Origin of the sequence: Rossellomorea aquimaris (assembly GCF_008180865.1) — a bacterium.
In the GTDB taxonomy this organism is placed as follows: Bacteria; Bacillota; Bacilli; order Bacillales; family Bacillaceae_B; genus Rossellomorea; species Rossellomorea yichunensis.
Genome location: NZ_VTEX01000002.1, coordinates 133,729 through 152,818, shown reverse-complemented (window position 1 = coordinate 152,818; position 19,090 = coordinate 133,729). Strand labels below are relative to the sequence as shown.

Below are 19,090 nucleotides of genomic sequence, written 5' to 3'. Positions count from 1 at the left end.
AGGGACTAATTTAGAGGGACGGACCTCCAATGAGTGATGAGCGATTAACCTAATGGTTTTCTGCTGATTCAGAGGTCCGTCCCTCTCACATATCGTCTAAAACTTCTTTTAACACAACGGCATGGTTGTGCTGCTGATCTTTTGCACCGTAGAGAAGCACTAAGCGTTCGTTAGCAGACATTTCCTTCAGTTCCCGTAGCTTCTTTTGTTTATCATCTTGAATGAGTTCTTCTTTGTAGGCTTTTTTAAATTCCTCGAACTTTTCCTGCTCATGATTAAACCATTTTCTTAAATGTAGACTTGGCGTAATTTCCTTCATCCACTCATCCAAGTTGGCTTCCTCTTTTGAAATTCCACGTGGCCAAACCCGGTCAATCAAAATGCGATGACCGCCTAATTGGGGAGGTTCATCATAAATTCTCTTTAGAACGATAGACATTGCTCATCCTCCGATCCTTGTTCACTTACTATAAGGATAAATTGAATCGAAGGATGAAGCAAAGATCTTTTATCTTTAGTTTCTCGGAAAAAAGTACATAAAGGATTAGAAACTCCGCATATATTAAATGACCTACTTTATAGCTTGACCGAGGTATTCAAGGGGGAATCCGAATTGAAGGTCCGTCCCTCTTTTACGAAAAACATGCATGGTACCATATCGCCGGGAAGGATGATTATCTTTTGAAAATACGGAGTAAAAATATAAAGGATCTGGATCACCTCATCAGTCATGAAATCAAGAGCATGCCGGCAAATGCCAGGACCCAAACTGCGATTGTCATGGGTTTGTTCAAAGTGAGTTCGGCACTGCGACTACAAACTCATGATTTTCCTTTAGAATAGCGGCAGGACCATGATTGATACCACTTTATTTTTAAAGAGTCTCATCATAGGAGTCACCATTGCTGCTCCTGTTGGTCCGGTCGGTATCCTTTGTATTCAGCGGGCATTGACATATGGGAGAAGGACAGGTTTTGTATCGGGGTTGGGAGCTGCCACTGCAGATGCACTATACGGTTTGATCGCTGTCATGGGGCTTACGATTGTTTCCGACTTCCTTCTTGCTCACCAATTCTGGATTCAATTATGGGGAGGGGTGTTTCTATTCTTATTGGGGTGGAAGACATTCACTTCACAGACGGAACCATTGAAGACTGGTGAACCGCAAACCACTTCTTCATTGAAGGGGTTCTTCTCAGTCTTTCTTTTGACGCTTACGAATCCAATGACTATCATTGCCTTTATCGCCATCTTTGGTGTCTTTCGGGTAACCGGTTCTGATGGCAGTGTAGTATCCGCATTGCTCGTCGTTTTGGGCGTGTTTTGCGGATCTGCTTTATGGTGGGGGACGGTTGCCTTAGTAGGCGGATGGTTAAGCAGTCGGATTGAATCGGACTCGTTAACAATGATCAATCGGGTGGCGGGAATCATCATTACAATATTCAGCTCGTATATTCTCATTGACTTGATTTAATTTCTGATTTTGTTATGAAGTGTGTAGAGGGACGGACCTCCAATCCTCCAATGAACCCCTAATTCCAATTATATAATGAATTAGAGGTCCGTCCCTCTCCTAAAACTCACCATGCTCCTTACCCCAGACATGCATCTGCTTGAGAATCGGCATTAGGGTCATACCTAATTCTGTCATGGAGTATTCTACTTTTGGGGGGATGGTATCGTACTGGGTTCGATTGATGAAGCCGTCTTCTTCGAGTTCTTTTAGTTGCTGGCTCAGTACTTTATGGGCCACACCAGGTAGTAACCTGCGCAATTCGTTATACCTGAGAGTACCGTCTGTCCCTAAATGCCATAGGATGACCGTTTTCCATTTTCCTCCGATTTTCTTCAGTGTGTACTCGATGGAGCACTTCAATTTTCCTTCTTGATCTATAGGCGTATCCATATTCTTTTCAGTCCTTTCTTACCATAAGGTTAGTTTCTCACAAAAAAGTGCATTCTTACATTAAGAAGCTCAGCTCCTTATAATGAAGACGTGTTAGATCAAACTAATCTAAAAGAGGAGGATTTATTACGATGTTACCATATCCAAGATCGTTTTCTCATATTGGACTATCTGTCCCAAATCTCGAAGAGGCCATTGCATTCTACACAGAGGTGTTCGGATGGTATACCATCATGGAGCCTTCCGATGTGGAAAATGATGATACTGCAATCGGGCAGATGTGCCGTGATGTATTCGGGAATGATTGGGAAAAATTCAGAATTGCTCATCTTGCTACAGGTGATAAAATCGGAGTGGAGTTGTTTGAGTTCCCGCACAACGAAAAGCCGGAGAATAACTTTGAGTATTGGAAAACAGGTCTATTCCATTTCTGTATCCAGGACCCCGATGTAGAAGGCATGGTTGAAAAAATCAAACAGCACGGCGGTAAACAGCGCATGCCGATCCGGGAATATTATCCTGGTGAAAAGCCTTATCGCATGGTGTATGTTGAAGATCCATTCGGGAATATTTTTGAGATATACTCCCACAGCTACGAATTAACGTATTCAGATGGGGCTTACTGATCAATTAATAAGGGCACGTTCAATTGAGAGCGTGTCTTTTCTTTTTTATTGAAATAGAGGTTTTCCTTTCCAAACGAAGAATCCTATAAAGATACTTCTATTTCAGTGAAGAGAGGAAAGCAACAATGAAAATATTGGAGCTACATAAGAATTCAAGGATTTTTGAGGAAGCAGTGAAAGCTTTCTGGGAACAGTGGGGAAGTGAGGAGAATTACAGGTTCTATTACGATTGTATGTTCCATTCCTGCCGAACCGAAGAGGACTTACCGCGATTTTATATCGCTTTAGAGGAAGAACAAATCATTGGGACGTACGCGCTGCTCAGAAATGACCTGAATAGTAGGCAAGACCTGTTTCCATGGTTTGCCTGCCTCTACATCGACCCGGATCACAGAGGGAAAGGACTTGGTTCGAATCTCCTGGAGCATGCTTTACAGGAAGCCCATGAAAAAGGCTACAAACATCTATACCTAACAACGGATCTGGAAGGTTATTATGAAAAATATGGATGGATTCACACAACAGAAGCCATTGGACTGAGTGGTGGTTCCATGAATGTCTACCAAAAAGCAACAGATCAAACTTCCTGAAAAAAAAGCAGTAAGGCATGAGTGGGAAATTCACTCATGTCTTGCTGCTTTTTTTAGAGGTCCGTCCCTCTCTTGAAAGGAAAGGTAATCTTCCCTTGGGAGAGGTCTATGGCATACCCAATTATGACGGCCACGAGGGTAGGCAGGGTCCAGGCCAGGCCATTTTCACTTAGGGGAAGGAATTCCAGGATAGCATGAATTTCTTCCATTTGAATTTCTAGCGTCATAAGCATTTCGTAAAAGGCAAATAATGTGGCGACTCCAACCCCATAAACATACATTCTCCTACTTTCTCCAAAGAAATGCTGAAAGAGAGAGAGGACTACAAGCACTATAGCTACAGGGTAAATCAGAACGAGTAACGGTGTAGCGACTTTCAATATCAAGTTCAGTCCAAGATTGGTAACGGCCAACCCGATGAGGATGAAAATCATTACGTAAGTCTTATATGAATACCTCGGGAAATTTTCATTAAAAAAACGTCCGCATGCATTGATGAGGCCGATACAAGTCGTTAAACAAGCAATCATCACTATGGCTCCAAATAACACATTCCCGCTATATCCAAATAATTGATGAGAAGCAAGAACCAATATTTCCGCCCCATTTTGAAGTGGCTCTTCATGGGGAACAACACGACCGATCCATCCGAGTGAGAGGTATACCATGATTAAGCCGACTGCTGCAATCATACCTGAACTGATTGTTCCTCGTATCAGATCCCTTTTATCCGTCGCTCCTTTATCTTTCAATCCATTGATGATGACAATCCCAAAGGCAAGGGCTGCCACGGCATCCATGGTGAAGTAACCTTCCAGAAACCCTTTGAGAAACGGATCGGTTTGGAAGTTTTCTGTTGCTTGTGCGTCCGTATAATCAAAGATCATAAAGGCACGTACACATAATATCGCTAATACAATGAGCAGGGCAGGCGTTAAAAACTGTCCGACAAGATCAATCACCTTTTTTGGATTGATACTGAGTAAGTAGGTCAATCCGAAAAAGACAAGAGAGAATAAGAATAAGGGTAACCGTCCATCCACACTGATCACTTGCATAAATCCTAATTCATAGGCAACATTCGACGCCCTTGGAATACCGTATAGTGCTCCAATCGACATATAAATCACGATGGCGAACACAAGTCCAAAGACGGGATGGACCCGTTGGCCAATTGACAATAATCCGTTAGTAGATAACGAAACGGAAACGATCGTTAAAAAAGGCAGGAACACTGCTGTTAAAATAAACCCGGCAATTGCGGCGGCAAAGTAGCCTCCAGATTCCATTCCAAGATAAGGCGGGAATATTAAATTCCCTGCTCCGAAAAATAGAGAAAATAGCATAAAACCTGAAACCAGCACATCTTTCTTTCTCAAATAAAACACTCCAAATCCTTACCAAACCATGATAGCTTCTATTGATTATTCTGATTATTTCACATAAAAAAACCCGCCCCTGACCAGGGACGAGTTATATTTTCTCGTCGTGGAATTTAATTAATAATCACAATCTAGCATAGGAAGAAAGCGCAGTCAATAAATTTTCCTAATATAATATCAATTTCTATTCTTCTAGATTTGTGTGATTATTTCAATCAGTAAAAATTGTATTAAATGGAACTTTTATCAAGTTTGATCTAAAAAAGGCACACATGTAATTGTGTGCCTTCAAGGTTTACAACCCTAATGAAATATATTTAACTTCCAGATACTCTTCAATGCCATGATGTCCGCCTTCACGACCAAGGCCACTTTGCTTGAATCCGCCAAATGGCGCCTGTGGGGTGGAAGGTAATCCATCGTTCAATCCTACAATTCCATATTCCAGTTGCTCGCTGATTCGTATGCCCTTTGTGATATTTTCAGTGAATACATAAGCAGCAAGACCGTAGATGGAATCATTTGCCCGGTCGATGGCTTCTTCTTCTGTTTTAAACGTAGTGATTGGAGCGACAGGACCGAATGTTTCGTCTTTCATGCAAAGCATGTCATCATGTACGTTGGTGATGACGGTAGGCTCAAAGTATAATCCGTTTTTACCTTTACCTCCGTAAACCACGGATGCTCCTTTACTCACAGCGTCCTCCACATGTTTCTGGACTTTTTCAACTGCATTCTCATCGATTAATGGACCAATGTCGACACCTTCTTCAAGGCCGTTACCGACTTTGAGATCCTTCACTTTCTCGACTAGTTTTTCGGTAAATGAATCAACAATGGACTCATGAACATAGATGCGGTTCGAGCAGACACAGGTTTGACCTGCATTTCTGAATTTGGAGGCAATGACGCCATCGACTGCTTTTTCCAGATCAGAGTCAGCCATCACGATCACTGGCGCGTGACCGCCAAGTTCCAATGATATTTTCTTGACGGTGTCAGCCGAACCTTTCATCAGGACCTTCCCGACTTCCGTTGATCCCGTGAATGTCAGCTTCCGTACGCGTGTGTCTTCCATCCACGCTTCACCAATGGATTTTGAATCACCAGTCACCACATTGATGACTCCTTTAGGGATGCCGGCTTTCTCTGCAAGTAACGCCATCTTTAAAGCGGTCAAAGGGGTTTGGTTTGCCGGTTTAATCACGACCGTACAGCCGGTGGCGAGTGCCGGTGCAACCTTACGGGTGATCATGGCGGCAGGGAAGTTCCATGGTGTGATGACAGCTACGACCCCGACAGGCTGCTTATGAACAAATAGACGTTTGTTTCGTTGAGTGGCGGGGATCTGTTCACCGTATACACGCTTTCCTTCCTCAGCGTACCAGGAGATGAAGCCGTTGGCATACTGGATTTCACCAAGCGCTTCCTTTAGTGGTTTCCCTTGCTCCATGGTCATGGTCCGGGCAAGGTCCACTTTATTCTCATCAATTAAATCATACCATTTTCGAATGAGTTCACTTCGTTCGTATGCAGAGTATCGAGACCAGTCCTTGAAGGCACCGTAAGCCGCGTCAACAGCACTGGCAGCTTCTTTTTTGCCTCCGTTCGGGATGGTGGCGATGACTTCTGAGGTGGCTGGGTTGGTCACATCCCTTTTCGAAAGATCAGAACCGATTTGTTCTCCGTTGATGATCATATTGTAGTGTTGCATAGTGTTCCTCCTTTAGAAAGATAGATTCCATATGCTGATGACTATGTACGTTTGTATTAAATTTACAATAGTGAGAGGGAACAATCCAGTAATACACCCTGTCTTATATGTCTATGGACATACCCTTGTTTAAATACCCTTATAGAGAGGGAATATAAACCGTATCACTAAAATCTAGGAGGTATCCATATGAAAGCCATCATTATTGATCAATATGGAGACAAAAACGTATTACAGGAAAAAGAAATCGACAAACCAGGAATCGGAGACAGTCAAATCTTATTGGAAAATCATGCGACATCCATTAATCCGATTGATTGGAAGGTACGGGCAGGATACTTAAAAGATATGCTGGACTTTGAATTCCCGATTATTTTAGGATGGGATGCAGCTGGGGTGATTGCAGAAAAAGGCAAGAATGTTCAGGGGTTTGAAGTAGGTGACAGAGTATTTGCGAGACCTGCTACAACAAGGGAAGGTACATATGCGGAGTATGTGGCAGTGGACGAAGAGCTGCTAGCCAATATGCCGGATAGCATGAGCTTTGAAGAAGCAGCGGCCATTCCCCTTGCCGGTTTGACGGCTTGGCAATGCTTAGTTGATTTCGGACAAATCAAAGAAGGGGATAGGGTGCTCATCCATGCTGGATCCGGTGGAGTAGGGAATTTCGCGATACAAATTGCAAAAAGCTTCGGGGCACACGTCGCGACTACAGCAAGCGGCAAAAATGAAGAGTTCGTGAAATCATTGGGAGCTGATCAATTCATCAATTATAAAGAAGAAGATTTCAGTGAAGTGCTTCACGACTTTGACTTAGTACTAGATTCCATGGGTGGGGAAGTTCAATCCAACAGCTACAAGGTGCTTAAGAAGAACGGAAAACTCGTATCTATTGCACAGCCTCCGTCTGAAGAGGAGGCAGAGAAGTATGGTGTGAAAGCTGAATTCTTATGGCTCGATCCCAAGGGGGCGCAGCTCGAGAAGCTGGCTGAATTATATGAATCGAATCAATTGAAGCCTGTAATTGGAGAGACGTTCGATCTGAGTGAGCAAGGGCTCAAGGATGCCCACACATTGAGTGAGACTCATCATGCTCAGGGGAAGATTGTGATACGTGTTAGATAGAGGATGAGGGACGGACCTTTGGAGGTCCGTCCCTCATTTTTTCTCATTTTATTTGTGAATCTTTTACTTTCTGCATGAAATGGTTAAGATCGATTCCATCATAAATAAGTAAGAATAGTATTGCTCCTAAAAGAGCACAGATGGCGATTTCAGGACCAATGAAAGCGAAGATGCCCCCTAAAATAAACCCAAGTAAAATAAATAAAAACCTCAATCTATCCACTCCCAATTAAAATTGCTTTTAAATGGTAACATGAATTTAGGCTTATATGGAGGGGAACGAGAGGTTTCACTACTTTTTTCCCTTCACCTTGATCTTCATCTTCCGCAATCACTTCTTGCTCCTCATGAAATTCCACTTCCGTCTGCCCAGTCACTTGACAAACGGTGTATAAAAGAGGGAGTCGCTTTTCTTTTTTACAAACACCTTATAAACACCGATCAGCACCAATATGGTTACCGCTGTTGGGAAACCTACAACCAAAAGATTGATCGGATCCATATCATGAATCTCCACCCGCGGTTGTCACGGAAACAGTCGAAATGGTTGCAATCATCGTTGCTTGCTGAGCTTGTATGAGTGTCTCAATGGCTGTCGATAAACTCGCCTGCATTACAGTAGAATTCTCAATCTTATCACTGATCAAAAGGTTCACGGCCATCATCAAATTAAGATCTTTGTGCCATTTGAAGTGCTTTTCAGAGTTAAGTTCTTCCCAGACATCCTTTACTTGATTCACCAGGTTCAAGTCGGCATTTACAAAAGATAGTAGAGCGATTTGGGGATAGAACATCGCCTTCGTCTTGATGCCTGCTTGCTTCATGATATCAAACAAATAGTTGCAGCGGCTGACAAGCTCATCTTGAGACGCTTCATCGTGTAGGGAAAGAATGTGACTCATGCTTTGCAGATCATTCCCTTTCCTGAATCCGGAATCGTTCAATTTCGTATAGAAACCTTCAATCTTATTGATCAACTCACTCTGATTACCTTCTCTTTGAGCAAGCAGAGTGGCAAAGGGATAATCACTATGCCCGGTTAAAAAGAAATGTTGTGCTCTCATTTCTTTATAAACCTTCATTGCATGATTGGGCAGGTCTGTACTGTAATCATCATTCGAAAGCAGGGTCATGGCTGCTATATAGGTGAACGTTCCTCTTGAAAATCCAGCTTCTACTAAAGAATCATATAAGACAAGGAATTCATGGAATTTTGCTTCCGGCGTTTCACAGCGTGTATCAAGCATCGCCGCAAAAGTAAATCGGATTTCATGCTTTAACGTCGAAAATGCACCTACTTCATTTTTAATATAATCACTGATCTCTACAAAACGGTCGAGGTCAAAAGCTCGTTCATTTGTTACGTACAATGAAGCGACCATCATTAAAGAACGGGAATCTGATACCTTCCAGCGCAATCGCTTCTTTAATTGTGAATAAATTTCCCTATATTCCTTCACTTTACTCATTACATCTTCCATCCAGTTCACATCCCTTATTTTGTTAGTTAGTAGGATATACGTTTGAATGGTAAAAAAGTTTCGTTAGAAAAATGTAAAGGGAACTTGACGTAAAGTTTCTTTTACATTATGATATGGAAATATAAGGAGGTATCCTTCTTGAAAAATAAACTAGTAGAATACCGGAAGACGTTTGGATACTCACAGGAAAGATTGGCGGCTAAGTTAGGGGTATCAAGGCAAACCATCATTTCAATTGAAAAAGGGAAGTATGACCCTTCTTTGACTCTGGCTTTTCAGCTGGCAAATGTATTTGAAACGTCAATTGAAAAGGTTTTTGTATATGAAGAGAAAGGGGATAAGAAATAGTGCTAACAAAAGGATATCTGATTTTAGGTTGGGTTCTTGCCTTACAGACTGCTTTCTTGTTCTTTGTCGGCATAACGGCAGAAGAATTTCCATATTTTGCTCTTACTCCCATGTCCTTGACTGTTTTGAGTTTTTGCATGCATTATCTATATCCACAGTTCAAGCAAAAGGATGAGCGGATGAAGGTGATCAGGGAGAAGGGGATCTTTTACTCGTATTTCGCCATCCTACTCTATCACCTTATTTTTATGACGGTTCTGCAATTCGACATGATCCAACTGACTGCAATAAATCTACTGAATATCATGACCAGCCTCATCATCATGACCGTATTCATCTCAATGGTCATTATGGCGAAGATCTACTAAATAGGAGGGACGGACCTATGATTTGAAGGTCCGTCCCTCCTTCAGTCCGTTCTGTTATTGACCTCATAGGCCGCACGGATGGCGGATTCGATTGCCCCTTCCACCCAGCCGTGGAAGGGGGATGTGTGCTCACCGGCAAAGTGGATGCGGTGTTCTGGTAAGTACAGATGGTCAGAAAAGTCCGAAGCCTGGTTGGGAGCGAATAGGGTAAAGCAACCTGCGGAAAACTGGTTTTCTCCCCAGCTGTAAGAAGCACCTTTAGAAAATTCTTTGTAAACCTGATTGCCATATATCTTATAAAGTCCCTGGAGTGCTTCACGAATCCGTTCATCCTCAGGCAAGCTGTTCCACAGATTTGCATTTTGTCCCCAGCTGTAACTGCCGAGCATGACACCCGGGCCGGCTACTCCTATATTATGGCTAGGACGGTACGTATACCGGATGGGAAGATCTGTTATGATATTTCCAATTTTAAAGGTTTCCCAGAACTTTGATTTAAACTCCAATCCGATCTTTACAGACGACACATAATTCAGTTCCCGTATCGCCTTCCATTTTTGAAAGGAAATCGATTCATGGGGGTAGACATCAATAAATTGAAAAACAGAGTATGGAACCGTAACGATGGTGTAATCCCCTTGAAAACGATGAAAACGGTTTGTGGTGCGGTCTCTCACTATGACTTCAACACCGTCATCCTTCTGAAAGATCCCATGGACTTTTTGAGAATAGAGGATGTTTTGCTGGAGTTCTGGCAAAAAGGAGTATGGAAGTTTATCATTCCCTCCATCAATTTCATAAAACTTTAATTTATCATTGAAAACAGTACGGACAATGTCCAGGAGAATATCAACGAATGCTAGTTCCGGGAACCCTTCAATGCCCAAGAGGACCTTTACGATCCGGATGGCTTCCGGGGAAAGGGACGTTCCGATCGGATTGAATCGTAAGAAGACATCGAATGAATAATGATCAAACTTGATTCGCAGCCGTTCTTGTTCTTCTGGGCTTGCTTTTTCGTACAAGTCTAAAAATGGCCTTACAGCTGACGATAGTAATTCAATGGCCGTTTTCCCCTGTTCTTCAGGAGGTAAAGGGTAATTGAAAATATCAGGGTTCGTGTTGTAATTGGAATCTGTCGTTTGAATTCCATTCACGAGATAGAGATCGCTCTTATTAATAAACTCATTTGTTGGTAAGTTGAATTTACGAATATATTCGAATACTAAATCATGTGTTTCCGGGAATCGCATAGCACCTACATCGAGGTATTGTCCTTCTGAAAAAGGCTGCCGCAACGTATATACCCTTCCGCCTATGCGATCATTTCCTTCGAGGATCGTAACGTTATGACCTGCTTTTTTCAAAAGGGAGCCTGCGACAAGACCGGCCATACCTGCCCCAATAATGATCACATTCTTTGGTTCCTGTTTGGGAGCCAAACCATTTTTTACGATGGATACCATGTCATCTGGATAAGAAAGATCACCATAATTGTGATTATCAGCTCTATTCCTCATTTCATTCTCCCCCTTAAGCCGAAGCCACACTACTTATATATATGATTGAAGAGAATGAGAATAGACGGTTTAAATGTAGTTCCTATTCTCTAACTTGTAAAAAATAAACAGGGACGGACCTTGAGAAAGGTCCGTCCCTGTTTGTGATCAATCTTCGTCTTCGACAAGATATTTAAGCTTGGACAACTTGTTGGTCCAAAACTGCTCATAATACGCTAACCAGTCCTTTAATTCTGCCAACGGCTCAGGCTGCAGGCGATAGATCTTCTCCCTGCCCACTTTTTTTCCATATACCAATTCGGCTTCAGAAAGAATGGTGAGATGTTTCGCTATGGCGGTACGGCTCATAGGAAAGTGAGAGGTCAGAGCCGAAATGGGCATTTCTCTTTCAGAGAGTAGCCGAAGGACTTCCCGGCGGGTCGGGTCAGCAATCGCTTGAAACACATCATGTTTAACAGCAGACATTTAACCTTCTACAACCTTTCTTAGTTTTTCACCCACAATGCCAACCCAACCGTTGGCCATTCTATCGCGGATGACAGAGCTTTTTTCATGAGCTTTTGAAACAACGGCATCATCATGCTTCCAGCCGCCATGGATAAGCGTAAATTCTGTTTGATCTCCTACCTCTTTTAAAAGAAAAGAAACCACCCATCCATCTGTATCCCATGAAAAAGACAACTTATGAGGGGGATCTAACTCCAATACCTTGCAAGGGGAAGGTCCAAAAGGGGATTGAATATGGAATTCATGTCCAACCTCAGGTTCAAAATCATTGGGCATGAGCCAAGAGGAAATCCCATCTGACGTAGAAACTGCGTCCCATACCTTTTGGATGGGAGCGTTGAATAGAACGATTTGTTTAATATCTTCTAATTGATTTGATTTCATGAACGTCTCCTGCTTTCTTTAGGGATAAGTAACACCAATTGGTTTCGTTTTTTATGATATAACACCATATGGTTTCATGTCAATGTGTTTAAATCAAAAAAGAAGGATATAGATGGACGTTTGTAGAAGTAGAGTCTCGGCATATAAAATTAGAGTAGTTTGTAGTATATGTTTTGCAGGTGAAATTTAACCGATAAACACGGTGGTCCTATCATCATATAGCCACCGGTCACACAAAAGCACAGAATGACAGGATGACTCAAATTGAGAATGATACATTTAGATAGCGGGAAGGAGAAACTCGAGTGGAAATGCTGCACAGGATGAATGATTGCATTCAGTATATAGAGGACAACTTGGACGGGGAAGTCAGGATGGAAGAACTTGCCCGGTTGTCACTCAGTTCGAAGTTTCACTTTCAAAGGCTGTTTTCTCTTGTAACCGGGTATACAGTGGCTGATTATGTCCGGAAGAGAAGGCTCACATTAGCCGCCCAGGAACTGATCAACCAGAATGCAAAGGTCATTGACGTTGCTTTCAAGTACGGATATGAAACACCGGAATCCTTCTCGAAAGCCTTTCGGAAGGCCCATGGAGTTTCGCCGTCCCAAGTAAGGGAAGCCGGGACATCATTGAAGGCATTTCCGCGAATATCCTTCCAAATACAGCTTAAAGGAGAAGTCGAAATGGATTATAAAATTGTAGATAAAGAAGCATTTCAAGTGATTGGAAAAGGAAAAAGAGTTTCTACCTGTAACGGTGAGAATTTGAAAGACATTCCTGCATTTTGGGATGAAGTGAACACGACTGACTTAGACAGGTTGATTTGTGAAGCAGCAGGAAATAACGAGATGCTGGGGATCTGTATGGAGTTTGACCATCCTAATGAAGAGTTCACCTATTTTATCGGGGCGGAGAAAAAGAGTGAGGAAGACCGTTCTTTGGAGGTAAAAGAGATTCCGGCTGCGACCTGGGCTGTCTTTGAATCTGTCGGTCCGATGCCACATGCAATCCAAGGAGTATGGAAGCGAATCTACTCTGAATGGTTTCCCTCTACCGGGTATGAACATGGCGGAGGGCCGGAGTTTGAATTGTACCCTCCTGGAAACCCGAATGACGAGAATTATCGCTGTGAGATTTGGATTCCGATAATGAAGAAATAAGGTTAGACAGCCCCTTTGCGGATGACGTAAAGGGGCTTTTCGTATGAAGAAGCTGGATAGTTTTTATTCGCTCTTGACCCACTCTTGCTTATCATGTTACTATAAAGTCACATATTACATGTGACCAATCATTCACATGTAAAACACAATGAAAGGATCGTTAATATGAAGGACGAACTTTCCACATTATTTAAGGCGCTGGGCCACCCGATAAGAAGGGAGATCCTGGACCTGTTGAAACAGTCAGCAAAAACAACCGGTGAACTGAATGAGCATTTTCCCGAGGTGACAAGATATGCGATTATGAAACATTTGACGATCTTGGAGGAAGGAAATTTAGTGGTGGTGAAGCGGGAAGGCAAGTATAGACGGAATTATCTTAACGCGGTTCCACTGCAGGAAATGCACAATCGGTGGGTAGGAAAGTATATGGAGTCTACCGCCAATTCGCTGTTAAAGTTACGGGCATTGGCAGAAAACAAAGGAGGAGAAGAAGGAATGGAACAAAGTAAAGTTTTTCGTATTGAGCAAGAAGTGATGATAGATGCACCAAGGGAACAGGTATTTAAAGCATTAACCGAGCAAGCGGGGGATTGGTGGGAGTTTAAATTGGCTCCTGAGGGAGTAAGTTCACAATTCACATTCGATCCTGTACCTGGCGGGCAATTTATTGAGAAATGGCGTGAAAATGAAGGGGCTCTGTGGGGAACGGTGTATTACGTAAACGCTCCGGAAGAAATCCGTCTTCACGGGCATCTTGGCATGCAAGGCGCAGTCAATAGTGCTTATACGTATAGGCTCGTTGAAAAAGGTGAATCCACTTTACTTCAATTATCCCATGCTGCTTCAGGAGTCATCGAAGACGATTGGGAAGAAAAACATTCTGAAGGATGGAAATATCTGCTTGGCACACTTCTGAAAAATTATGTTGAATCGAAATAATAATTAGGGATTAAATACAGTGGCATCTTATGCTTTATGAAGTTAAAGGAGATAAAGAAAATGGTAGATGTTTTTACAGATATCACGATTCGCTGTCCACATCAAAAGGTATCAGAATATGCAGCTGACCCTGATAACGCACCAGAGTGGTACGTCAATATTGATTCAGCCGAATGGTTAACGAATCAGCCCTTGTCCATTCATTCCCAAATCGCATTTAAAGCAAAGTTTTTAGGCCGGGAACTATCCTATGTATATGAAGTAAAAGAGTACTCACCAGGGGAAAAGCTTGTCATGAAAACAGCGAACGGCCCGTTCCCTATGGAAACGACCTATACGTGGGAAGCGATTGATGACCAGCTGACAAGGATGACCCTTCAAAACAAAGGGAATCCCACTGGTTTCTCAAAATGGATGACTCCACTTATGTCCACCATGATGAAAAAAGCGAATAAGAAGGATTTAAAGAGAATTAAGGAGATACTGGAGAATTAAGAGAAGGAAAAAAATCGCTCTTTTCGTAAAGATTGTTGTATTTAACATTAGTTCTGCAAGGCTCTGTCAATTAGTGTGTGCTGGATGGTGAGGGGAACTGCTCCGCTTGCAGCTAGCGTTCGGCCGAGCCTCCTCAGCTTAGCCGAACGGGGTCTCGGCACGCCCAAAATCCGCCGGAGTCTGCGCAGTTCCCCTCACCATCTTTAATAAGATCTTTGTGACAGAGCTTCAAGGTGTACCAGAAAACAAAATAACAAGAAAAAATAATTCTGCTTCATTAAGACAATGAATCTCTACTTACCTTATATGAGATTGTTTGCTAAAAAGCTTGTTTAAATTGTTTTTGATTAAGCATTCATGCTCAGAAAGTTGATTGGAGCGGAAGTATGATCGACTCCTGCGGGAATAGCTGGTCAGGTGAGACCCCGGAGGCGCAGCCGAGGAGGCTACCCGCCAGCCCCGCGGAAAGCGAGCATCCTGGAGCGGAAATCAACTATTACTTTCGTGTCTACAATAGCAACAAACTTTACGAAAAGAGCTAAAAAAATTCAATGATCGAACAATAGACACTCTCTCTATTTAGGGATGAGTGTATTTTCTTATGTATAGGGATATAAAAAACTCAAGCTGAATTCCTCCAACAATCACAGTGAATTTGTTACACTATTTAAGTTGCTAAATCGTTCAATCATTGGAGGAAGTCATGTCAAATCGAAATAAAGGAATACTCCTATTACTTCTATCAGCGTTTGGCTTTTCTTTGATGGCGGCGTTCGTGAAGCTGTCAGGGGATGTGCCGACGATTCAAAAGACATTTTTCAGGAACATTGTTTCTGCATTTATTGCATTCGGTTTTGTCCGTTATCATAAGGAGCGATTATTCGGGAAGAAAGAAAATCAGAAGCTGCTGTTGCTGCGCTCCAGTTTAGGTGCTGTCGGGATTGTCTTGTTCTTCTATGCGATTGATCATCTGGTGTTATCCGACGCCGATATGTTGAATAAGCTCAGTCCGTTTCTGACCATCATCTTCTCGGCTATTTTCCTGAAGGAACGAACGAAGGTGTTTCAAGTGGTGGCGATCATCATTGCATTCATCGGAACACTGTTCATCATCAAACCGGCGTTCTCCTTTGATGTTATTCCATATTTGGCAGGAGTATTTTCCGCTATTTTCGCAGCAGGGGCATATACGGTCCTTCGTGTGTTGGGAAGCAGGGAGAAATTCTATACGGTAGTGTTTTACTTTTCATTCTTTACGACTGTCGTACTTATACCGTTCGTGATCGCTTTTTATGAACCGATGAGCGCTCAGCAGTGGATTTATCTATTATCCGCCGGCGTATTCGCGACAGTTGGTCAGTTCGGAATTACAATGGCCTACAAGTTCGCACCTGCAAGGGAAATATCAATTTTCTTCTATTCAACCGTCGTGTATTCTGCCATGATTAGCATCTTCTTATTCGGGCAGATTCCAGACGTATTAAGCATCATCGGATACGTCATAATCTTTGCTGCTTCGTTTTATATGTTTTTGAGAAATAATCAAGCAGCCAAAAGGCAGGAAGCATAATCAAAAGCACCCATCCATCAATATGTGGATGGGTATTTTTTTATGGTGGTAAAATGAAACATTTTCCATTTTTCATTCGTAGATAAACTATAAAATTTTGAAACAGGAGTGAATGGGATGAAGATTGCTTTCATTATCGTTGGTGTCTGTTTTGTCATTGGAATCGCTGTAATCGTTGCAGGGAAATACTATTTAACCAAAGAAGATCCAGAATATCTATTAAAATACCTAAAGAACCGCAATAATAGCAGCCTAACTGTATCAAGGAACGGACAAACCCTAACCGCTATCAGGGAAAATGAAATGTTCCCGTTAGCAAGTACGGTGAAAATCATAATCGCAATTGAGTACGCCAAACAGTGTGATGAAGGAAAATTAGATCCGTCAAAAAAGGTATCATTAAAAGAATTAGATCAGTATTATATTCCTGATACAGACGGTGGAGCACATGAAACCTGGATTGATTACTCCAAAGAAAAAGGAGTGATTCTAGACGGGTCATCAACCCTGGAAAACGTCGTGAAAGGGATGATTTTATTCAGCTCCAATGCTAACACAGAATATATGATGAACCTTCTGGGAATTGACAACATCAATAAAGTGCGGGAAGAGATGGAAATGGAACAGCATGATCCTTTGTTCCCCATCAGTTCATCCATGCTGATCCCTACTTATATAAAAAATAAGTTTCCTGCTTATTCAGAAAAACAGATAGAAAGCAAACTGAGAAACATGTCTAAAGAAGAATACATCGAGCTTTCCCATATGATTTTCACTTCATTGACAAATGGAGAAAAGCATAAATACATTGAGAACCTTCATACGGATAAGAAACTTCAGAAAATGTGGTCAGACAGACTGACGAAAAGTACGACGGCCGAATATGCGGAGATCATGAGAAAACTGAATTCAAAGACGTATTTTTCAGAAGGAACACAGGAAAGATTGGATGCGGTGATGGAAGGAATGATGGAGAACTCTAAGAACCAGGAATGGTTAAAGCATGCTGGGCAAAAAGGCGGATCTACTTTATTCGTTGCCACAAATGCTGCGTACGCAACAGATAGAGATGGAAACTCGACGGAGATCATCTTTTTTGCCAATGATCTCGAGGAAGTGGAACGTCAAAAGATCTTAAACAATTTAAACCGTTTTAATTTGAAAATATTGAGAGATGAGGATTTCAGAAAAAAGCTGAAGGAGCTATAATGTAAGTATATGGAATAAATGTTGGGGAGGGGAGTGTTCATGGTACTGCGCAAAACGAAATTAGCCAAATGGGCAATCGCCTTGTTAGGTGTCGTTCTCCTTAGTAATCTATTATTGTATCAACCGATAGTTCAACGATTTCTATCGATAGAATTGGAGAGGGGAGTAGTCATAGGATCTCTGCTGGATTTAATGATTGTATCTCCGGCCCTGGCCTATGCCGCATTTAAACTGTCGAAGAAACAAGTCGTTGGATTGATGGTATTCGGCCTTGTGTTAGCCAGATTCATCATTCCTGAAGAATTATTTGAACCGTTCACTATCCTTCTATATTCCGGGATAGGTTTGGAAGTATTATTCCTGGCAGCAGAGTTGGGACTTATCTTCCTCGCAATTCGAGAATATCCCGAAATTCGATCGGCCATGAGATCATCCGGAGTAGGACCGATCTTTTCTTTCCTGCCGGCAGTAGAGAAGAAAGTGAGCAGCCACATTCTGATTCGGATCCTTTCCTCAGAAGTGTTAATGGCTTACTATGCCCTATTGTGCTGGCGCCGAAAACCGCCAGTCCATGCCGGTGCTGTAACGATGCATCATAAGACCAGTGCCGTTGCGATGAACATCATGCTCATCCATGCCGTCGTGATCGAGACGATCGGCATCCACTGGTGGCTTCATTCCAAGCTTCCGATTCTGTCTTTCATTCTCCTGATTCTGAACGTTTATACCGTTCTATTGTTTATAGCTGAAATTCAGATTACCAGACTGCATCCACTGGAAGTGAAAAATGGTCATCTTTATGTGACGCAAGGATTGATGCAACGAATAGGTTTACCTCTTAATCAAATTGAACAAATCGAATGGGGTAGGGAACATGGCAAAGAAGCACTCGTTTTCATGCAAAAAGATTTTGAAGAGATTCAGCCACAAGTCGTTCTATTTTTGAAAGAACCAGTGGAAGCAACGATGTTTATGGGGAGAAAGCAAAAGGTCTCTGAGATTGCTCTAAGGGTGGATGAGCCGGAGAGGTTGAAGGAATTGTTGGAGGTAATGAATTCATGAAAAAGAGTACCTGACTTTTAATAAAGCCTGGCACTCCGCACCGATCACGTCATCCGATACACCCAATCACAATGCCCGATCATCGTCTCATCATGTGTCACCATGATGGTGGCGATATTTCTTTCCTTCGTTTCCTTGGCGAGAAGTTCCACCACGGACTTGCCGCGAGCTTGATCCAGGCTTGCAGTAGGTTCATCTGCAAGGATCAATCTGGGTTCATTCATGAGGGCACGGGCGATGGCAACCCGCTGCTGTTCTCCGCCTGACAGCTGTTCAGGATAATAGGAACTGCGTTCAGCCAAGCCGAGATGAGACAATAATTCCCCTGCACGTTTCCGCAGACCGTCCCCTTGTTTGTTCAGCTTTCCAACAAACACTAATTGCTCTTCCACCGTTAAAAAAGGTACCAGATTTGATTGCTGAAAGATAAAACCGATTTCTTTGAGACGGAGGGATGTTTGTTCTTTCTCACTTAGATTGTGGACGTTTCGCCCGTTCATTTTCACTTCACCACTGGATGGACTGGTTAAGGCTCCTATGATGGAGAGAAGCGTACTTTTCCCCGATCCGGAAGGTCCTAATATGGCACCGAACTCACCTGGATTCACCTTCATGGATACATGGTCCAATACCGTCAGCTTCTCATTTCCCTGTTCATATGTTTTGCTCACAACATTTAACTCTAAAATGGTGGTCAT

Annotated in this window: 23 protein-coding genes and 1 pseudogene; 13 read left to right on the top strand and 11 right to left on the bottom strand. The window is 42.5% G+C overall.

From position 1 onward, the window contains the following. Nucleotides 1–85: 85 nt before the first annotated feature. On the bottom strand, nucleotides 86–439 hold the full coding sequence (locus tag FZC88_RS08330) for a DUF488 domain-containing protein (RefSeq protein ID WP_148994422.1): 354 nt from the start codon (nucleotides 437–439) through the stop codon (nucleotides 86–88). Nucleotides 440–594: 155 nt separating this feature from the next. Between FZC88_RS08330 and FZC88_RS08325 the strand changes: the two genes are divergently transcribed. Together FZC88_RS08325 and FZC88_RS08320 are read left to right on the top strand one after the other, a co-directional pair. After that, a complete protein-coding gene (locus tag FZC88_RS08325; protein WP_148994421.1) occupies nucleotides 595–843 on the top strand; it encodes an Lrp/AsnC ligand binding domain-containing protein in 249 nt (82 codons plus the stop codon). A 10-nt stretch (nucleotides 844–853) separates the two neighbouring features. Next, the gene (locus FZC88_RS08320; RefSeq protein ID WP_148994420.1) at nucleotides 854–1,474 is read left to right on the top strand and encodes a LysE family translocator; all 621 of its coding nucleotides are present in this window, start codon (nucleotides 854–856) and stop codon (nucleotides 1,472–1,474) included. 99 nt (nucleotides 1,475–1,573) lie between these two features. On the opposite strand, the gene FZC88_RS08315 is transcribed toward FZC88_RS08320, so the two are convergent. After that, complete coding sequence (locus FZC88_RS08315; protein WP_148967999.1) at nucleotides 1,574–1,906, bottom strand: winged helix-turn-helix transcriptional regulator; 333 nt, start codon at nucleotides 1,904–1,906, stop codon at nucleotides 1,574–1,576. Between the two features lie 131 nt (nucleotides 1,907–2,037). Here FZC88_RS08315 and FZC88_RS08310 point away from each other — a divergent pair, with 131 nt between their 5' ends. Together FZC88_RS08310 and FZC88_RS08305 are read left to right on the top strand one after the other, a co-directional pair. Next, a complete protein-coding gene (locus FZC88_RS08310) occupies nucleotides 2,038–2,532 on the top strand; it encodes a lactoylglutathione lyase family protein (protein ID WP_148968000.1) in 495 nt (164 codons plus the stop codon). 125 nt (nucleotides 2,533–2,657) lie between these two features. After that, nucleotides 2,658–3,122, top strand: coding sequence for a GNAT family N-acetyltransferase (locus tag FZC88_RS08305; RefSeq protein WP_148994419.1), 465 nt, complete (start codon nucleotides 2,658–2,660; stop codon nucleotides 3,120–3,122). 53 nt (nucleotides 3,123–3,175) lie between these two features. On the opposite strand, the gene brnQ is transcribed toward FZC88_RS08305, so the two are convergent. Together brnQ and FZC88_RS08295 are read right to left on the bottom strand one after the other, a co-directional pair. Then, nucleotides 3,176–4,501 (bottom strand): branched-chain amino acid transport system II carrier protein, encoded by a 1,326-nt coding sequence (gene brnQ / locus FZC88_RS08300; protein ID WP_148994418.1) that lies wholly within the window; start codon nucleotides 4,499–4,501, stop codon nucleotides 3,176–3,178. A 298-nt stretch (nucleotides 4,502–4,799) separates the two neighbouring features. Further along, nucleotides 4,800–6,218 (bottom strand): NAD-dependent succinate-semialdehyde dehydrogenase, encoded by a 1,419-nt coding sequence (locus FZC88_RS08295; protein ID WP_148994417.1) that lies wholly within the window; start codon nucleotides 6,216–6,218, stop codon nucleotides 4,800–4,802. Between the two features lie 189 nt (nucleotides 6,219–6,407). Between FZC88_RS08295 and FZC88_RS08290 the strand changes: the two genes are divergently transcribed. After that, the gene (locus tag FZC88_RS08290; RefSeq protein ID WP_148994416.1) at nucleotides 6,408–7,343 is read left to right on the top strand and encodes an NADP-dependent oxidoreductase; all 936 of its coding nucleotides are present in this window, start codon (nucleotides 6,408–6,410) and stop codon (nucleotides 7,341–7,343) included. Nucleotides 7,344–7,386: 43 nt separating this feature from the next. On the opposite strand, the gene FZC88_RS23945 is transcribed toward FZC88_RS08290, so the two are convergent. The 3 genes and pseudogenes from FZC88_RS23945 to FZC88_RS08280 form a co-directional block, all read right to left on the bottom strand. Further along, complete coding sequence (locus FZC88_RS23945) at nucleotides 7,387–7,557, bottom strand: hypothetical protein (RefSeq protein ID WP_187443550.1); 171 nt, start codon at nucleotides 7,555–7,557, stop codon at nucleotides 7,387–7,389. Between the two features lies 1 nt (nucleotide 7,558). After that, nucleotides 7,559–7,845, bottom strand: a pseudogene (locus tag FZC88_RS08285) (DUF3951 domain-containing protein). Between the two features lies 1 nt (nucleotide 7,846). Further along, nucleotides 7,847–8,824 carry a DUF4003 family protein gene (locus tag FZC88_RS08280; RefSeq protein WP_148994415.1) on the bottom strand — a complete coding sequence of 326 codons (978 nt, stop codon included), beginning with the start codon at nucleotides 8,822–8,824 and terminating at the stop codon, nucleotides 7,847–7,849. Nucleotides 8,825–8,962: 138 nt separating this feature from the next. On the opposite strand from FZC88_RS08280, the gene FZC88_RS08275 reads away from it, so the two are divergent. Then, on the top strand, nucleotides 8,963–9,172 hold the full coding sequence (locus FZC88_RS08275; RefSeq protein ID WP_148994414.1) for a helix-turn-helix transcriptional regulator: 210 nt from the start codon (nucleotides 8,963–8,965) through the stop codon (nucleotides 9,170–9,172). Beyond that, nucleotides 9,172–9,540, top strand: coding sequence for a permease (locus FZC88_RS08270; RefSeq protein WP_262371798.1), 369 nt, complete (start codon nucleotides 9,172–9,174; stop codon nucleotides 9,538–9,540). The genes FZC88_RS08275 and FZC88_RS08270 overlap by 1 nt, the downstream gene beginning before the upstream one ends. Before the next feature lie 41 nt (nucleotides 9,541–9,581). Here the strand turns inward: FZC88_RS08270 and FZC88_RS08265 are convergent, their stop codons facing one another. The 3 genes from FZC88_RS08265 to FZC88_RS08255 all read right to left on the bottom strand — a co-directional run bounded on the left by FZC88_RS08265 (nucleotide 9,582) and on the right by FZC88_RS08255 (nucleotide 11,951). Then, nucleotides 9,582–11,060 carry a flavin monoamine oxidase family protein gene (locus tag FZC88_RS08265; protein ID WP_148994412.1) on the bottom strand — a complete coding sequence of 493 codons (1,479 nt, stop codon included), beginning with the start codon at nucleotides 11,058–11,060 and terminating at the stop codon, nucleotides 9,582–9,584. A 147-nt stretch (nucleotides 11,061–11,207) separates the two neighbouring features. Beyond that, entirely contained in the window at nucleotides 11,208–11,525 is a 318-nt protein-coding gene (locus FZC88_RS08260; RefSeq protein ID WP_148994411.1) for an ArsR/SmtB family transcription factor, read from the bottom strand. Beyond that, nucleotides 11,526–11,951, bottom strand: coding sequence for an SRPBCC family protein (locus FZC88_RS08255; RefSeq protein ID WP_148994410.1), 426 nt, complete (start codon nucleotides 11,949–11,951; stop codon nucleotides 11,526–11,528). Between the two features lie 305 nt (nucleotides 11,952–12,256). Between FZC88_RS08255 and FZC88_RS08250 the strand changes: the two genes are divergently transcribed. The 6 genes from FZC88_RS08250 to FZC88_RS08225 all read left to right on the top strand — a co-directional run bounded on the left by FZC88_RS08250 (nucleotide 12,257) and on the right by FZC88_RS08225 (nucleotide 18,392). Further along, nucleotides 12,257–13,114, top strand: a complete 858-nt coding sequence (locus FZC88_RS08250; RefSeq protein WP_262371797.1) for an AraC family transcriptional regulator — start codon at nucleotides 12,257–12,259, stop codon at nucleotides 13,112–13,114. Nucleotides 13,115–13,279: 165 nt separating this feature from the next. Beyond that, nucleotides 13,280–14,056 carry an SRPBCC domain-containing protein gene (locus tag FZC88_RS08245; RefSeq protein ID WP_148994409.1) on the top strand — a complete coding sequence of 259 codons (777 nt, stop codon included), beginning with the start codon at nucleotides 13,280–13,282 and terminating at the stop codon, nucleotides 14,054–14,056. Between the two features lie 60 nt (nucleotides 14,057–14,116). Further along, nucleotides 14,117–14,551: an SRPBCC family protein gene (locus tag FZC88_RS08240; protein ID WP_148994408.1), complete on the top strand. Its 435-nt coding sequence runs from the start codon at nucleotides 14,117–14,119 to the stop codon at nucleotides 14,549–14,551. 703 nt (nucleotides 14,552–15,254) lie between these two features. Further along, nucleotides 15,255–16,121, top strand: coding sequence for a DMT family transporter (locus FZC88_RS08235; RefSeq protein WP_148994407.1), 867 nt, complete (start codon nucleotides 15,255–15,257; stop codon nucleotides 16,119–16,121). Between the two features lie 117 nt (nucleotides 16,122–16,238). Next, on the top strand, nucleotides 16,239–17,330 hold the full coding sequence (locus tag FZC88_RS08230) for a serine hydrolase (RefSeq protein ID WP_148994406.1): 1,092 nt from the start codon (nucleotides 16,239–16,241) through the stop codon (nucleotides 17,328–17,330). Nucleotides 17,331–17,369: 39 nt separating this feature from the next. Then, a complete protein-coding gene (locus FZC88_RS08225; protein ID WP_148994405.1) occupies nucleotides 17,370–18,392 on the top strand; it encodes a hypothetical protein in 1,023 nt (340 codons plus the stop codon). A 44-nt stretch (nucleotides 18,393–18,436) separates the two neighbouring features. Here FZC88_RS08225 and FZC88_RS08220 read toward each other — a convergent pair whose 3' ends face one another. Beyond that, complete coding sequence (locus FZC88_RS08220) at nucleotides 18,437–19,090, bottom strand: ABC transporter ATP-binding protein (protein WP_148994404.1); 654 nt, start codon at nucleotides 19,088–19,090, stop codon at nucleotides 18,437–18,439.

Coding starts and splice junctions, on each gene's coding strand:
- FZC88_RS08330 (WP_148994422.1), bottom strand. CDS start 439: ATGTCTATCGTTCTAAAGAGAATTTATGATGAACCTCCCCAATTAGGC.
- FZC88_RS08320 (WP_148994420.1), top strand. CDS start 854: ATGATTGATACCACTTTATTTTTAAAGAGTCTCATCATAGGAGTCACC.
- FZC88_RS08315 (WP_148967999.1), bottom strand. CDS start 1,906: ATGGATACGCCTATAGATCAAGAAGGAAAATTGAAGTGCTCCATCGAG.
- FZC88_RS08310 (WP_148968000.1), top strand. CDS start 2,038: ATGTTACCATATCCAAGATCGTTTTCTCATATTGGACTATCTGTCCCA.
- FZC88_RS08305 (WP_148994419.1), top strand. CDS start 2,658: ATGAAAATATTGGAGCTACATAAGAATTCAAGGATTTTTGAGGAAGCA.
- FZC88_RS08295 (WP_148994417.1), bottom strand. CDS start 6,218: ATGCAACACTACAATATGATCATCAACGGAGAACAAATCGGTTCTGAT.
- FZC88_RS08290 (WP_148994416.1), top strand. CDS start 6,408: ATGAAAGCCATCATTATTGATCAATATGGAGACAAAAACGTATTACAG.
- FZC88_RS08280 (WP_148994415.1), bottom strand. CDS start 8,824: ATGGAAGATGTAATGAGTAAAGTGAAGGAATATAGGGAAATTTATTCA.
- FZC88_RS08265 (WP_148994412.1), bottom strand. CDS start 11,060: ATGAGGAATAGAGCTGATAATCACAATTATGGTGATCTTTCTTATCCA.
- FZC88_RS08260 (WP_148994411.1), bottom strand. CDS start 11,525: ATGTCTGCTGTTAAACATGATGTGTTTCAAGCGATTGCTGACCCGACC.
- FZC88_RS08255 (WP_148994410.1), bottom strand. CDS start 11,951: ATGAAATCAAATCAATTAGAAGATATTAAACAAATCGTTCTATTCAAC.
- FZC88_RS08245 (WP_148994409.1), top strand. CDS start 13,280: ATGAAGGACGAACTTTCCACATTATTTAAGGCGCTGGGCCACCCGATA.
- FZC88_RS08240 (WP_148994408.1), top strand. CDS start 14,117: ATGGTAGATGTTTTTACAGATATCACGATTCGCTGTCCACATCAAAAG.
- FZC88_RS08235 (WP_148994407.1), top strand. CDS start 15,255: ATGTCAAATCGAAATAAAGGAATACTCCTATTACTTCTATCAGCGTTT.
- FZC88_RS08230 (WP_148994406.1), top strand. CDS start 16,239: ATGAAGATTGCTTTCATTATCGTTGGTGTCTGTTTTGTCATTGGAATC.
- FZC88_RS08225 (WP_148994405.1), top strand. CDS start 17,370: ATGGTACTGCGCAAAACGAAATTAGCCAAATGGGCAATCGCCTTGTTA.
- FZC88_RS08220 (WP_148994404.1), bottom strand. CDS start 19,090: ATGACCACCATTTTAGAGTTAAATGTTGTGAGCAAAACATATGAACAG.